The sequence below is a fragment of the Corallincola luteus genome, from assembly GCF_004336975.1.
GTDB classification, from domain to species: domain Bacteria; phylum Pseudomonadota; class Gammaproteobacteria; order Enterobacterales; family Neiellaceae; genus Corallincola; species Corallincola holothuriorum.
The window spans coordinates 642,173-657,668 of the sequence record NZ_SJXE01000001.1 but is presented as its reverse complement, the minus strand read 5'-3'; the positions used below and the strand labels follow the sequence as shown (position 1 = coordinate 657,668).

At 50.3% G+C, this 15,496-nt stretch carries 11 protein-coding genes; 4 read left to right on the top strand and 7 right to left on the bottom strand.

Features of this window, described 5'->3' with window-relative positions; all coding sequences use genetic code 11:
• Positions 1-229: 229 nt before the first annotated feature.
• Genes pepA through EZV61_RS02830 form a run of 3 tightly spaced genes read left to right on the top strand, consistent with a single transcriptional unit; the run spans position 230 to position 5,058 of the window.
• Positions 230-1,738: a leucyl aminopeptidase gene (gene pepA, locus EZV61_RS02840; RefSeq protein ID WP_114337196.1), complete on the top strand. Its 1,509-nt coding sequence runs from the start codon at positions 230-232 to the stop codon at positions 1,736-1,738.
• A 1-nt stretch (position 1,739) separates the two neighbouring features.
• Complete coding sequence (locus EZV61_RS02835; protein ID WP_131414262.1) at positions 1,740-2,198, top strand: DNA polymerase III subunit chi; 459 nt, start codon at positions 1,740-1,742, stop codon at positions 2,196-2,198.
• Positions 2,199-2,208: 10 nt separating this feature from the next.
• Positions 2,209-5,058: a valine--tRNA ligase gene (locus EZV61_RS02830; RefSeq protein ID WP_131414261.1), complete on the top strand. Its 2,850-nt coding sequence runs from the start codon at positions 2,209-2,211 to the stop codon at positions 5,056-5,058.
• Positions 5,059-5,242: 184 nt separating this feature from the next.
• On the opposite strand, the gene EZV61_RS02825 is transcribed toward EZV61_RS02830, so the two are convergent.
• The 5 genes from EZV61_RS02825 to EZV61_RS02805 all read right to left on the bottom strand — a co-directional run bounded on the left by EZV61_RS02825 (position 5,243) and on the right by EZV61_RS02805 (position 9,452).
• The gene (locus EZV61_RS02825; RefSeq protein ID WP_131414260.1) at positions 5,243-5,773 is read right to left on the bottom strand and encodes a hypothetical protein; all 531 of its coding nucleotides are present in this window, start codon (positions 5,771-5,773) and stop codon (positions 5,243-5,245) included.
• An 88-nt stretch (positions 5,774-5,861) separates the two neighbouring features.
• Positions 5,862-6,353 (bottom strand): hypothetical protein, encoded by a 492-nt coding sequence (locus EZV61_RS02820; RefSeq protein WP_131414259.1) that lies wholly within the window; start codon positions 6,351-6,353, stop codon positions 5,862-5,864.
• Between the two features lie 230 nt (positions 6,354-6,583).
• Entirely contained in the window at positions 6,584-8,218 is a 1,635-nt protein-coding gene (locus tag EZV61_RS02815; RefSeq protein ID WP_165569510.1) for a methyl-accepting chemotaxis protein, read from the bottom strand.
• 146 nt (positions 8,219-8,364) lie between these two features.
• Positions 8,365-8,721 carry a ribonuclease E inhibitor RraB gene (gene rraB, locus EZV61_RS02810; RefSeq protein WP_114337191.1) on the bottom strand — a complete coding sequence of 119 codons (357 nt, stop codon included), beginning with the start codon at positions 8,719-8,721 and terminating at the stop codon, positions 8,365-8,367.
• 11 nt (positions 8,722-8,732) lie between these two features.
• On the bottom strand, positions 8,733-9,452 hold the full coding sequence (locus EZV61_RS02805) for a 1-acylglycerol-3-phosphate O-acyltransferase (RefSeq protein ID WP_158537962.1): 720 nt from the start codon (positions 9,450-9,452) through the stop codon (positions 8,733-8,735).
• A gap of 215 nt (positions 9,453-9,667) precedes the next feature.
• Between EZV61_RS02805 and EZV61_RS02800 the strand changes: the two genes are divergently transcribed.
• The gene (locus EZV61_RS02800; RefSeq protein ID WP_131414257.1) at positions 9,668-10,399 is read left to right on the top strand and encodes a 3-deoxy-D-manno-octulosonic acid kinase; all 732 of its coding nucleotides are present in this window, start codon (positions 9,668-9,670) and stop codon (positions 10,397-10,399) included.
• Positions 10,400-10,565: 166 nt separating this feature from the next.
• Here the strand turns inward: EZV61_RS02800 and parC are convergent, their stop codons facing one another.
• Positions 10,566-12,911 carry a DNA topoisomerase IV subunit A gene (parC, locus tag EZV61_RS02795; protein ID WP_131414256.1) on the bottom strand — a complete coding sequence of 782 codons (2,346 nt, stop codon included), beginning with the start codon at positions 12,909-12,911 and terminating at the stop codon, positions 10,566-10,568.
• A gap of 143 nt (positions 12,912-13,054) precedes the next feature.
• A complete protein-coding gene (locus tag EZV61_RS02790) occupies positions 13,055-15,475 on the bottom strand; it encodes a putative bifunctional diguanylate cyclase/phosphodiesterase (RefSeq protein ID WP_114337187.1) in 2,421 nt (806 codons plus the stop codon).
• Between the last annotated feature and the right edge of the window lie 21 nt (positions 15,476-15,496).

The window sequence follows — 15,496 nt, the reverse complement described above, 5'->3', positions numbered from 1 at the left end:
TAATATCTGCCTACAAACTGCTCATTTTGGATACGTTATGCGTAAATTTAATCTAACGCACCGTTTTTATATTTTTAAGCTTGAAATCAGTGCTTTTGCCACCACTTCGACTATAGTACATAACCAAAAGTTCGCGGCCAAAGCGGGCTTTAATTCTTAGCACCGATAGTGCGTTAGCTGCATTATCTAACAAACACCTTGATTTGTCTGTAAGGTTTGAGGAGTCCCCATGGAGTTCAGTGTCAAAAGCGGAAGTCCGGAAAAACAACGTAGCGCTTGTGTTGTCGTTGGCGTTTTTGAACCACGCCGCTTATCACCGATCGCTGAACAGCTCGATAAGATAAGCGATGGTTATATCAGTAACCTGTTACGCCGTGGCGATCTAGAAGGTAAGCCAGGGCAGATGTTGCTATTACACCATGTGCCTAACGTCCTGTCCGAACGTGTATTGCTGGTTGGTTGCGGTAAAGAGCGCGAATTGGATGAAAAGCAGTATCGCCAAATCATCGCCAAAACTATCAGCACACTCAATGAAACAGGCTCCATGGAAGCGGTGTGTTTCCTTACCGAACTCCATGTCAAAGCGCGTGATACCTATTGGAAAGTGCGTCAGGCGGTGGAAACCACCCGCGATAATCTGTACAGCTTCGACATGCTGAAAAGCAAGAAAGATGAGACGCGTCGCCCACTACGCAAATTAGTTTTCAACGTCCCCACCAGACGCGAACTGTCCATTGGTGAACAGGCAATCAATCACGGTTTAAGTGTCGCAGCAGGTATCGAAACCTGTAAAGACGTAGCCAACATGCCGCCAAATATCTGTAATCCAGTTTATCTGGCCGAACAGGCTGAAAAACTGGCCGCAGAATATCCACAAATTGATGTTGATGTTATCGGCGAAGCAGAGATGGCCGAGCTAGGTATGAACTCCTACTTGGCAGTCAGCCGCGGCTCTATTAATGAAGCCAAGATGAGCCTTATCCATTACAAAGGGGATAAAGCCACGAATAGCCAGCCTATCGTTTTGGTCGGCAAAGGCCTGACCTTTGATTCCGGCGGTATCTCATTAAAGCCAGGCGATGGCATGGATGAGATGAAATACGACATGGGAGGTGCCGCAGGCGTACTGGGTACCATGAAAGCACTGGCAGAGTTGCAACTACCGCTAAACGTCATTGGCGTATTAGCTGGCTGTGAAAATATGCCGGATGCCAACGCCTACCGCCCGGGCGATATCGTCACCACCATGAATGGCCAAACCGTCGAAGTCCTCAATACTGACGCAGAAGGTCGTTTGGTACTGTGTGATGCCCTTACCTATGTTGAACGCTTTGAGCCTGAGCTAGTGGTAGATGTAGCCACACTGACTGGCGCCTGCGTGATTGCGTTAGGTAAACATGCCAGCGGTTTGATGAGCACCCACAACCCACTTGCCCATGAGTTACTCAACGCATCAGAGCAGAGTGGCGACCGTGCATGGCGTTTGCCACTATGGGACGAGTATCAAGAACAGCTGGAAAGCCCATTCGCTGATATGGCCAACATCGGTGGCCGCCCAGCGGGCGCAATCACCGCAGGCTGCTTCCTGTCTCGTTTCACCAAAAAGTACCATTGGGCACACCTCGATGTGGCAGGTACCGCTTGGCGAAGTGGTAAAGATAAAGGCTCAACTGGCCGCCCTGTTCCTATGTTGACCCAGTTCCTGCTCAACCGGGCAGAAGAAACACCGGGAGACTAATATGACGCAGGTAGTTTTTTACCTGCTACCGGAAGATCCGCAGGCGCCCAGTGCGCCTGCGTTGCTTTTATCTGCCTGCCGTTTGGCTGAGCGCTGTTATTTAGACAAAGAAAAAGTCTATATCCTGGCCGCAGATAGAGCGCAGGCAGAAGCGGTTGATGAACTGCTTTTTGGCTTCGATCCCGATAGCTTTGTGCCCCACAATTTAGCGGGCGAAGGGCCTGCTGGCGGTGCCCCCGTAGAGATAGGTTGTGATGCCCCGAAAGGACAACGCACTGTTCTGATTAATCTCTGCCCACAAATGCCCTCATTTGCGGTAAAATCGCGCCTCATTATCGATTTCGTCCCCGCTGACGCGACCAACAAACAGTTGGCCCGTGAGCGATACAAACAATACCGGACTGCGGGATTGGCCATCGACACATACGATCTGGCCGCTCCAAACTCCGCTTCAAGCTGACATAAGATTTATGGATAAGACCTACACGCCGCAAAATATCGAGCAAGACCTGTATCAAGAGTGGGAAGCAAAAGGCTACTTCGCACCCGCCGGTAAAGGCGACCCATATTGCATCATGATCCCGCCACCAAACGTCACTGGTAGCCTGCATATGGGTCATGCTTTTCAACAAACCATCATGGACGCTTTAACTCGCTACCAGCGAATGAAAGGCAAAAATACCCTGTGGCAAGTGGGTACAGACCACGCCGGTATCGCCACCCAGATGGTCGTTGAACGTAAGCTCGCTGCTGAAAATGGCCCTACACGCCAAGAGCTTGGTCGCGATGCATTCATCGATAAGATCTGGGACTGGAAGAAAGAATCCGGCGGCACCATTACCCGCCAGATGCGCCGCTTGGGCACCTCTGTGGATTGGCAGCGCGAGCGCTTCACCATGGATGCTGGTCTTTCCAATGCTGTACAGGAAGTGTTTGTACGCCTGTATCAGGATGACTTGATCTACCGCGGCAAACGCTTGGTTAACTGGGATCCTAAGCTACATACCGCTATTTCAGATCTGGAAGTGGAAAACAAAGACAAAAAAGGCCACATGTGGCACTTCCGCTATCCGTTGGCGGATGGCGCCAAAACAGCGGAAGGTAAAAATTACCTGGTGGTAGCCACCACCCGCCCAGAAACCATGTTGGGCGATACCGCGGTGGCAGTGAACCCGGAAGATCCACGCTACAAAGACCTGATTGGTCAGCATGTGGTGTTGCCGTTTGTCGATCGTCAGATCCCTATCGTTGGTGACGAGCACGCCGACATGGAGAAAGGCACCGGCTGTGTAAAGATCACTCCGGCTCACGACTTTAATGACTATGAAGTCGGCAAGCGCAACCAACTGCCGATGATCAACGTGTTGACCTTCGACGCGATGATCCGTGACGAAGCTGAAGTATTCGACACCAATGGCGAAGCCTCCGCCGCATACAGCACCCACTTGCCGGAACAGTTCCGCGGCCTTGAGCGCTTTGCCGCACGTAAAGCCGTTGTTGCTGCAATGGATGACGCAGGCCTGCTAGATGAAGTCAAAGACCATGACCTGACCGTGCCTTATGGCGACCGTGGTGGTGTGGTGATTGAGCCTATGCTGACCGACCAGTGGTACGTGCGTGTGGCGCCGATGGCAAAAACCGCAATCGAAGCGGTTGAAGATGGCCGTATCGAGTTTGTGCCAAAACAGTACGAGAACATGTACTTTGCCTGGATGCGCGACATTCAGGACTGGTGTATCTCACGCCAGCTCTGGTGGGGACACCGTATTCCCGCTTGGTATGACGAGTCAGGTAAAGTCTACGTTGGCCGTGATGAAGCGGAAGTACGCAGCAAACACGGTTTGTCTGACGACGTAAAACTGCGTCAGGATGACGATGTACTCGACACTTGGTTTAGTTCAGCATTGTGGACATTCTCAACCCTGGGCTGGCCAGAAGAGACTCCGGACCTGAAAACCTTCCACCCGACCGATGTATTGGTGACAGGTTTCGACATCATCTTCTTCTGGGTGGCGCGCATGATCATGATGACCATGCACTTCATCAAAGATGAGCAGGGTCACCCGCAAGTACCGTTTAAGACGGTCTATGTCACCGGCCTGATCCGTGATGACGAAGGCAATAAGATGTCGAAATCCAAGGGCAACGTGATTGACCCACTGGATATGATCGACGGTATCGATCTCGACAGCCTGCTGGAAAAACGCACCGGCAATATGATGCAGCCGAAGCTCGCCGAAAAAATTGGCAAGCGCACCAAGAAGCAGTTCCCCGACGGGATTGAATCCCACGGTACCGATGCGCTGCGCTTTACCTTGGCGGCATTGGCGTCAACCGGCCGCGATATCAACTGGGATATGAAGCGACTGGAAGGCTACCGCAACTTCTGTAATAAGCTGTGGAACGCCAGCCGCTACGTGCTGATGAATACCGAAGATCAAGATTGTGGCCGCAACGGCGGCGAGATTGAGCTGTCGCTGCCAGATCGCTGGATCTTATCTGCACTACAAAGTGCCACAGAAGAGTTCAGCCAGCATATCGATACCTATCGCTTCGATTTAGCCGCCGGTACCGCGTATGAGTTCACCTGGAACCAGTTCTGCGACTGGTATCTGGAGTTAACCAAACCGGTACTGATGTCAGGCACTGAGGCGCAGCAGCGCGGTACCCGCCAAACCTTGGTCACTGTGCTCGAACAGCTGCAACGTCTGATGCATCCATTAATGCCATTCATTACCGAAACCATCTGGAAGCGCGTCGCGCCGCTAGCGGGCGTCGAAGGTGATAGCTTAATGCTGCAGCCATTCCCGGCCAAGCAAGATGCATTGATCGATAATGCCGCTGAAACCGATCTGGAGTGGGTGAAGCAGTTTGTTGTTGGTATCCGTAATATTCGCGGCGAAATGGACATCAGCCCGAACAAAGAGCTGAATGTCATGCTGCGCAATGCCAGCGCTGACGATCAACGTCGCGTAGCACAGAATGAGTCGTTCCTTTGCACGCTGGCCAAACTGACAACCATCGAAGTGCTTGAAGCAGGCCAGGAAGCGCCAGCATCAGCCACTGCACTGGTCGGTGAGATGGAAGTGATGATCCCAATGGCAGGGCTTATCGACAAAGATGCCGAGCTTGCACGTTTGGGCAAACAGGTCGAAAAGCTCACCAAAGAGCTAGGTCGCCTTAAAGGCAAGTTGAGCAACGACAAGTTTGTTAGCAATGCGCCCGAAGCGGTTATCGTCAAAGAGCGCGAAAAACTGGCTGACGCGGAAAACCAGTTAGCCAAACTGCAAGAGCAGCAAGCGACAATCGCCGCTTTGTAAACTCAGGTTAGTTACAAAAAATACCAAAGCCTGCTGATTCAGCGGGCTTTTTTATTTGCGGGGAATAACTCATTGATCGCGTGGGTGATGTATAAGAGAGCAAAGCAGTAAAAGCTTAACTCACCGCGTTTGACTTGAGTGCAGACTAGAACGGGTCAACTACAAGGTCGGCTTGAGCTGTTTGTTAAGCCCCATATGACGACCGGTATTTGTTAAGGTAAGGCAAAAACTCATTGTACTTTTGAGTTATGATTTGAATTACGTCATCGAACCTTGTGCAAACCATTCTAGACTGCTTATTTTCTACTTTTTCAGAGAAATCTGTATCTTCAATTTCATTTAGCATGAGGTAAAAATATTCACAGTCTTCTCGAGCGTAATTTCCATCCGTATAGTCTCCGCATTCGCGAAGAAATGTAGCCCAGGTTATTTCTTTTCTCTTATATCTAACCCATTGACTGGCTACAAAATCGTCGCTACACGACTTTGAATTAAACTGTTCGAATGGCTCAGAATAAGCATACGAATTCAGATGGTTTATAGCTGTTTGGGTGTGCTTGGTTGCTGCTAATTCTATGAGCCACAAATCTGGATCATCTTCGACCATGATTCGCTCGTCCGCCCAGCACATGTAATGCTTATAGCAAATCAGTCCTGTCTCAAGCATCGTAACAATTGTTACCGCATCCCTCTTTGATATTGCTTTTCCTAGCACGATGATTCCTGTGGCTTAACGCCGCAAGCAAAGGCGAGTGTTTGCGCGAGTCCAGTGGCACAACGTGCCACGATTTTGGCTTGCTTTGTTATGCATTTACTTCACCAGACTTTATTTGCATATAAGGCGCACCACTATTTGATTTTGAAGTAACTACAGCATTAATTTGTTGGCCGATAACTAAATGGTCGCAAGGCTTTTGTATAGCACCACTTAAGTAACCATTTACCTGTTTTAGTAAATAACTCCACTCATAGTCTTTTTCTACCTCCATAAGAGCTTCGTCGCCAACTTGGCACCTTTCTCTTGCTTTAGCTCGTTTTTCCTTTTCAGCTTCTCGGAATTCTCGCTCCTCCGGCGAGAACTGGCTAACAGAACAAATTCGTTCATCGCGATACACCACATAAACGGAGATTGTTTCTCCGTAGATTTTTTCTTCTTCACCTTTTACATGAAGATCGAGTTCTCGGCCTCTTTGCTCAAGAACTCTAAGCTGCGCTTCTTTGCCATCCTCTAGCTCCAAGATATATCCCAGATCAAATCTAGATTTTATTACGGCTGCGATCTTGGCTTTATTCATATGATTAGTAGTATTTTTGCATAACGCTAGATAGATATACACAGACGTTCTATCTGGATAAGGGAGCTTGCTATACCTACCCCCCAATCCACTAGATGCCCTGCCCGACTTACTAATGAATGAGTACTTTCATTGTAACTGACGGATTGAACCCGTTTTAGCCTGCTTATCACAAAAAATCCCGCTCATCGAGCGGGCTATTAGTCGTGAGAATAGGCACGGTATTCGGCTTACACTTTAAACCGATTCACCAAACCAGCGATGTCACCACTCTGCGCCTGAACCCGTTCGCTGGAGTTAGATACGTCCTGAGCGATAGCATCGGTCTCTTCGGCCATGTGCTTGATCCGCACAACGTTTTCGCTGATCTGGTCCGCAGTGCTGGACTGTTGCTCCGCAGCGGTGGCTATTTGGGTGTTCATGCCCGCAATCTCTTGTACTGCAGCAGTGATCTGTTCCAGTACTTGGCCGGTTTGTCCAGCGTGTTGCACCAGATCCGTAGCACGCCCTTGGCTCTCACCCATCGCCTGAACGGCTTCGTGGGAGAGTGACTGCAAGCGTTCGATGATCTCGCGGATCTCGTTAGTCGAATCCTGCGTGCGCTGGGCCAGCGTTCTTACCTCGTCGGCCACCACGGCAAAGCCACGACCCTGCTCACCTGCTCGCGCCGCTTCAATTGCCGCGTTAAGCGCCAACAAGTTGGTCTGCTCGGCGATACCACTGATCACATCCATCACGGTGCCGATATCGCGGCTGCCGTTTTCAACCCGTTGGATCACTTCTGCTGATTGCTCAATATTGTTGGCTAACTCTTCAATACCGCCAATGGTTTGATCGACCACGGCGCGACCATTCACAACATCAGAGTCTGCCTGATGGGTCGCCTCGGCCGCATCATTGGCATTGCGTGCAACTTCTTGCACCGAGGCTGCCATTTCGGTGACGGCGGTAGCAACCTGATCATTCTCGCCTTGCTGCTCATTGGCAGCCTGACGAGCACGGCCAGCTAAGCTGCCCACCTGTTCCAGTTCATCATTCAATCCTGCAACCAGGCTCTGGATCTGCTTAATTAAATCTGATTGGTTGCCAACAAAGCGATTAAAGGTACTGGCAAGCTCAGCCACTTCATCTTTACCGGATACATTGAGGCGTTGGCTCAAATCCCCTTCACCATCTGCAATCTCAGCCATCCGATCACGAATATGAATAAGAGACTTACCAGCGACAGACCCCACCCAAAGTGCCAAGATGATACAAACAATCGCCCCGGCGATGCCCCAAAACAATAGCTGGCTAATGGCGGATTCGGCATTCTCATCGGAACTGATTACTTTCTCATTGGCGTGCTTTTCGACTAGCTCAGTCAAGGCGTCAACAACATTGCGCATGGCTTGGAACTGCAGCTCTGCCTCCCCCAAACTGAGCGTTTTTGCCTGTTCCCAGTCGTCATCAGCCACAGCTAAAACTTGCTGCGTACTTTTGAGCCATACCTGGCGTAGGCGAAGGTAGTTATCAAATAGCTGCTTTGATTCGGTATCTAGGCTGAGTTCATTAAACTTCGCCATTCGATCGCCACTCTGCTTGATGTTTTCTTGATGCTGTTTTTTGAACTCGGCGTAACTTGGATCATCCACCGGAACAAACACTAACGAGCGCTCAGCCAGCTGTGCTTGGTGCAGATCCCGGTCGGCCTGTAGCAACAGCTCAAGACGGGGCATCAAGCGCTTACTTATCTCATCGGAATCTGCCGCCAGCGCAGTTATCGCGCTGTACGCCACGGAAAAGACAATCACTAAGACAAGTACAAACAGCGACGATAGAAACAGCTGCTTTCCACGAAAATTAAGGTTGTTAATCCAGCTCATAGCTAAGTCCTCGATCATCAGGGATCGATAATTAAGTCATTAGCTGAAAAGTTAGCACAAGCAAAAGGTTAACAGCCAAAAGGGCTGCTAACTTCGTTGCTTAGTTCACAAAGAATTTCTATTTGGAAGGAGGGAAGGTAACCGATCTATTCGATGAAGTAGGTACCCCAGCCGTCATAATGCACGTCATGCTTTTCGGCGAACGCGAACATCTCATTGGTTTGTTTGTCGATTTTCTCGATATTCAATGGACCTTTGGCGATCACGTCACAACAAAGTAGAAGCTCACCGTCTTCCATCTCCAACTCTTCCGCATCGGTCACTTCAAAGCCCTGCTTGAAAGCATCCAAAACCAGTTTTTCCAACTGGTCGAAATCATCACTGGCGAAGTGATGCTCGAAAGTGTATTCCGCATCTGGCTGGCTGCCATCTTCAAGCAGCGCTTCTACTGTTTCTCGGTTTATCTCTAGCTGTTCAGCGATCTCTTGCTCTAACTCTGTCATGTCAGGTTCCTTCATGCTAATGCGTCAGACTGTTCGGTTGCGCCATTGAGTTTGTCCAGCTCTGCCGACATCAAGCTGTGGGTGTCAGCCATCAAGCTGCGTATATCTTTGTCTGTGGTATCAATAGGCTCAAGAAATTCAACGCGAATAACGCCATTAGACCACTTATTTAAACCAATACCATCCATCGACGAGACCGCCACGGGAACCACTGGCACCTTAGCTTTCATCGCCACCCGAAATGCGCCACTTTTAAACGGCAGCAGTCCTCTGCCTTTGCTGCGAGTGCCTTCAGGGAACATCCACACGCTCATCTGTTTCTCAGTGATGCGCTTAACCACCTGGCGGATCGTGCCGGCAGCACTTTTGCCGTCACTACGATTAATCAAGATGTTGCCGGTGATCCAAAATAGCAGGCCGAATACAGGAATATAAGCCAAGCTTTGCTTGCCAACGGACACGGTACGGGGGCGTAACACACCGGCGATCGCCAAAATATCGATGGCCGTTTGATGGTTCGCCACGTAGACCGCGCTGCCGGTCGATTTAACCGAGTCAGGTACATTCGCTTCTAATCGCAATCCGAGAATAAAAAGCATCCAGCTAAAAGGCCGACCGACCAAATGCATGAGATTTGGATGAAATGGTCGTAACAGGCAAAACAGCACGCAAGGCACTGTAAAAATCAATAAATAGATGAGCAGTAGCACTACCCGAATAACAGCCAGCATGATTCCTCGCTTTTCTTCCCTTAAGAGGGCCAGTATACGTGTACCGGGCACGCTCGACAGCTCTGATCTCATCGAAAAACGACTAATCTATCGAGCTTTTCTTCATCAAGCGCATATTTGGCCGATGATAAAGCCTATCCAATCATGGTAACTAACTGCGCAGCCACATAAAATAGACTTTAATTTGATCTTACCCCGCGCTGAAGGCGAATTAGATGCAGCACCAGCAAGATGGCCACCATCTGGTATTTTGGCACTCTCCATTAAACCCACCACCTTCACGGGAGTGGTTTTCAGCTAATCATTGGCGCTCACTCGATGCCATCAGCGGTGAAAGTCATGGCCGCGGCGTGACCTATTTTATCAACTTTCAAAGCCACTGCTGGGTGCTCAGACACTACCATCGCGGTGGCATGATCGCCCATATCAGTGATGACCAATACTTCTATAGCGGCTTGAAAAACACTCGCGTTTGGCGAGAGTTTCAACTGCTCCAGCAGATGCACCAACTTGGCCTGCCGGTTCCACTGCCGATCGCTGGCCACATCTGCCGTCGCGGCCTGTTTTATCGCGCCGATCTCATTATTGAACGGATCGCCAATGCCTCAGATCTGTTTCAGCAACTGCAACAGCAGGCCCTGTCCGCCAAGCAGTGGCAACAAGTAGGCGAAATAATTGGTCAGTTTCATGCCGCCGGCATTTATCATGCAGACCTAAACATCCATAACATTTTGCAGGACAACCAGGGGCGTTTCTTCCTTATCGACTTTGACCGTGGTGAGCAACGCTCCCCTGCACACCAGTGGCAAAATGACAATCTGATGCGATTGTTACGTTCCTGTCGTAAAGAGGCGAACCGCGTACAAAAGTGGCATTGGCAGGAAGATGACTGGCAGTTGTTGATGCAGGGCTATCGCCAAAGCAACCCTGACTTCGCCAACGAATAACAACAAATAGAGGCGAATAGAGACGAGTAGGGGAAAATAGAGGCGACGAAAACAAAAAAGCGGCCGTAGCCGCTTTATATCTGGTTATCAATCAGGGGTGACCGTCGCTCAGAACGTGTTTCATTCGAACAAAATTCATACACGAAAGGCCAACAGACCCTAGGCACTAAAACAGGTTATCACTTTCGCCAGCAATACCAGTTGGCGGGTTAACCGGATCCTCTGCGCCATTTTCAGTGTCACTCAAGCCGGTCGCATCCGCCGCCTGCCACTCTACTCTTTCCACCCGTTGCAGGCCTCGTGGTAACTTGTTGCCACGGCGACCTCGCTCACCACGGTAATGCTCGATATCGGCCGGTTTCAACGTCAGCTTGCGCTTACCTGCCCACAAGGTCACATCGGCATTTTCTGGCACCACCTCAAGTATCGTCACCACCTCTTCCCGGCTTGCAGCACGCGCAGATGGAATGCTAATCACTTTGTTGCCCTTACCTTTGTTCAATTCTGGCAGTTGCGACAACGGGAACACCAGCATGCGGCCTTCATTGGAGATGGCCAAACAGAGTTGTGCAGCAATATCGGTGATCGCTTTTGGCGCCAACACCTTAGAGCCGGTAGGCAAATTCAGCAGGGCTTTACCATTTTTATTGCGCGCCACCATGCTGTCGAAACTACCAATAAAGCCGTAGCCCGCATCGGAAGCCATCAGATAGCGCTGCCCCCCACTGGACATCAACACATGCTCAATGGTTTCACCGGCAACAATACTAAAGCGACCAGACAATGGCTCGCCCTGACTTCGGGCCGATGGCAAGGTGTGAGCATCGGTAGCAAAGGCTTTACCTGAACTGTCCAGGAACACCACGGGTTGATTGCTACGACCGATCGCTGCCGCTTTAAAGCCGTCACCCGATTTGTAGCTTAAGTTCTCGGCATCAATATCATGCCCTTTGGCACAGCGTGCCCAGCCCTTCTCGGAAACGACCACGGTGACAGCTTCGCTTGGCACCAAGTCTTTTTCCGATAACGCCTTGGCTTCATGACGCTCAACCAGCGGACTACGGCGGTCATCGCCATGCTTTTCGGCAACTTCCAGTAGCTCTTTTTTAATCAGCGTCTTCATCCGGCGATCTGAACCAAGGGTAAGCTCTAGTTGCTGTCGCTCTTTTTCCAACTCAGCTTGCTCGCCAGTGATCTTCATCTCTTCGAGCTTGGCTAAATCACGCAACTTCAGGTTGAGTACCGCTTCGGCTTGTATATCACTCAAGCCAAACCGTGCCATCAACTCCACTTTCGGCTGCTCTTCGGTGCGAATAATCTCAATCACTTCATCAATGTTGAGGAAAGCGGTGAGTAAACCTTCGAGGATGTGCAGGCGCGCTAACACCTTATCCAAACGGAACTGCAGACGACGACGCACGGTTTCTCGGCGGTAGACCAGCCATTCGTTCAAGATGACATCGAGCGACTTCACCTGTGGTCTGCCATCCAGGCCAAGCATATTCAGGTTAACGCGGTAGTTTCGTTCCAGATCGGTGGTGGCAAACAGGTGCTGCATCAACTGTTCAACATCGACACGATTTGAACGTGGCGAGATCACTAAACGGGTCGGATTTTCATGGTCTGATTCATCGCGCAGATCACTGACCATCGGCAGCTTCTTGGCCTGCATCTGTGCCGCGATCTGTTCAAGGATCTTGCCGCCAGACACCTGATGGGGCAATGCATGGATCACCACATCACCAGATTCCATCTGATACACGGCGCGCATTTTCAAACTACCGCGCCCCGTTTGATAGATCTTCTTCAGCTCACTCTGCGGCGTAATAATTTCCGCTTCTGTGGGGAAATCAGGGCCTTTCACAAACGCCATCAAGGCATCCAGATCAGCCTTACTGTTATCCAGCAAATGGACACATGCATCGACCACTTCGCGGACATTATGTGGCGGAATATCGGTCGCCATCCCCACGGCAATGCCGGTCACGCCATTGAGCAATACATGGGGCAGTTGTGCCGGCAACACTTTCGGCTCTTTCATGGTGCCGTCGAAATTCGGCGTCCAATCAGAGGTTCCCTGCCCCAGTTCTGACAGCAGGATTTCAGAGAATTTGGCTAACCGCGCCTCGGTATAACGCATCGCCGCAAACGACTTCGGATCATCGGGCGCACCCCAGTTACCCTGACCATCAACCAATGGATAACGATAGCTAAAGGGTTGAGCCATCAGCACCATGGCTTCGTAGCAAGCGCTGTCTCCGTGAGGGTGATATTTACCTAACACATCACCAACGGTACGCGCAGACTTCTTATGCTTAGACGCGGCGGATAGCCCTAGCTCGCTCATGGCATAGATAATACGGCGCTGTACCGGCTTTAGGCCATCGCCGATATGCGGCAGGGCTCGGTCCATGATCACGTACATGGAGTAGTTAAGATAGGCTTCTTCGGTAAACTGACGTAGAGGCACCTGCTCTACACCATCAAGGCTGAATGCGACGGGATCGCTCATCTGACAAGGCACTTTTTCTAGGGTTAATTGGGCTGCTATACCATGCCAGAAATTAGCGCGCGCTTGAATAGCAAAGAGGCCAACACAGGGGCTTTATCACATCACAATGAACAATTATCGGTGGTAGGAAATGTGGATAGCTATCAGGCGCTACTCGTCTCAACCAAAATAGGTTGCACCGTATGCAACATCGGCGCAGGTTTACCGACATAATAGCCCTGTGCGTAATCGATACCCAACTCCTTAAGTACTTCATACAGCGCGGCATTTTCGACATATTCGGCGATGGTTTGGTAGCCAAAGTGGCCAGCGATCTCAACCAAGGCTTTAATAAATACCCGATCAGAGGGCTTATTTAGCAGCTCTCGCACAAATGAACCATCAATTTTGATGTAGTCCACCGGCAGCTCTTTTAGGGTGTGGAAAGAGGAGAAGCCGACACCGAAATCATCCAGCGCAAAACGACAACCCAGCGACTTCAAGCGATCTATCGCCTCGCAAGCCAGAGGCAAATTGTTCAATGCGGCTGTTTCAGTGATCTCGAAGATCAAACGGCGACAATCAACCCTTGATTCCTCTAAGATCTTTTCGATCTGACGCATCACCCGTGGATCGGCAAACGAACGCCCAGACAGGTTGATCGATAGGCTGATCTCTTTCTGTGATGATGGTAACCCCAGTAGGGTCTGTACCGCATTTTCGATAACAAACAGGTCGATGCGGGAGATATAGCCCCCGTCTTCGGCGGCCACGATCAGCGGATAAGCGGAGACCAGTCGATTGCTGTCGTCTTTAAAGCGTAACAACACTTCATAATGGCTATTTTGGCCGTTGGCAAACCCCTGAATAGGCTGGAACACCAAGGTCAGCCTTTCTTGGTCAATAGCCCGTCGCGCTTGCTCCAGCCAATAACCACGTTGGCGGCTATCCTCTTTAATCGTTTCCCGCTGATACAAGGAGTAGCAGTTCTTGCCCTGCTGCTTGGCTTGGTACATGGCCAAATCGGCATGGGCTAACAGTTCATCCAGCGAACGCCCCTGCTCTGGATAAGCCACAATACCCAGACTGGCAGAAGCGGAATGCAGCTGTTCTTTACCACCGATACGCAGCTGTGAAACAACACGCACGACTCTCGCGGCGACCATCTCGGCCAACTCGCTACAAACACCCGGCAGATAGAAAGCAAACTCATCACCACCAAAGCGAGCACATAGAACATTTGGTGACAGCACCTGTTCCAGAGCCCCGGAAACAGCCCGGAGCATGCGGTCACCCACATTGTGACCACTGTAATCATTAATATATTTGAAGTTATCTAAGTCGATAAAGAACAGGCAGCCACGTTCATCTCGTAATAAGCGTTGCCCCAGCAGAATTTCAAATTGGCGACGATTAATCAATCGCGTCAGTGAGTCATGACTCGCCAACCACTCCAACTCTTCCGCTCGATGGGTCAGCTCTTTCTCCATGCTTTCGAGCTGATCGGTTAACTGAGATGCAGCATTCGCCAGATCATCGGTTTCATCAGCGAAGTGAGTCTTCGGCAAAGAGGATATTTCATTATGCACATCGCGGTAACGCGATTGCGCAAGCTGCGGCAAAATAGCGATCACTTTACGCACACGCAGCAGTGGGCCGCGTAAAACCAGCAGCAGTGAAATAAGCAGAACAAACAGTGCGACAAAACCAAATACCAAGTTGATGGCTTGCGCTTTACCTACCGCTTTCACCACCCCATCGATGTCGACAAGAGAACCAATAAACAGCGCATCATTGTCCACAACCGCCAATGGCAAGGCAGATAAACGCATCTCAAGGGCACGTTTATCCATCTCCACTATCACTGGTTTGTTCTCCAGTTCGCTCACTTGCCAGTCCGACAATAGCTGCTTCAACGGTTGCCGCTCACGGAATGTTGATTCCAGCAGCTCAAGTTTTTCGCCATTGGCGCGCACGGTAAACAGCGTCGAACCTAACTTCTTCTCCATCACCGGCATCAACTGGTTGAGCTTAATGACGTACACCAGACTGTAGCGCTGAACAACAGCCAGCCCAGAAGAGAAGCGATAAGGCACCACAGCCACTAAATAGCAGCGGTCACTGCAGTGAATATAATTGCGAGCAACAGGGGAATAGAGCATCTCGCTGGAGAGTTTGTCCAGCGGCAGGGTTTGATAGCCCCAGCTATCTAGGTATCTAGCTCGACTATCAAATAACATAAGACTATCAACGGAATAGCCTAAATTGTTGCGCAAGTCGCTCCAAAAAGTGGACATGTTTTGGTAGCTGGTTTCAGTGAGGCGGTCGTTTTCAAGTTCATTGAGGCCAACTTGACTGAGACGGTTTTGACTAAGCACCTGCAGTTGCTCAAGCATATTTGCAAGCATGCCTTCGAGCTGTGCACTGCGTAACTGACTTTGGCTTTGACGTTCAACGGTAAAGTAGTTGTTCAGACTACGGTGGTTCAGATAGGCGTAGGTAGCAAAAAGCACCAGGATCAAACACCCCAGTAACCCGCCAATCTTCCATCCTAAACCAAATCTAAAACTTAACGCCCACTTCACAACAGACCGCGCCCTGATACT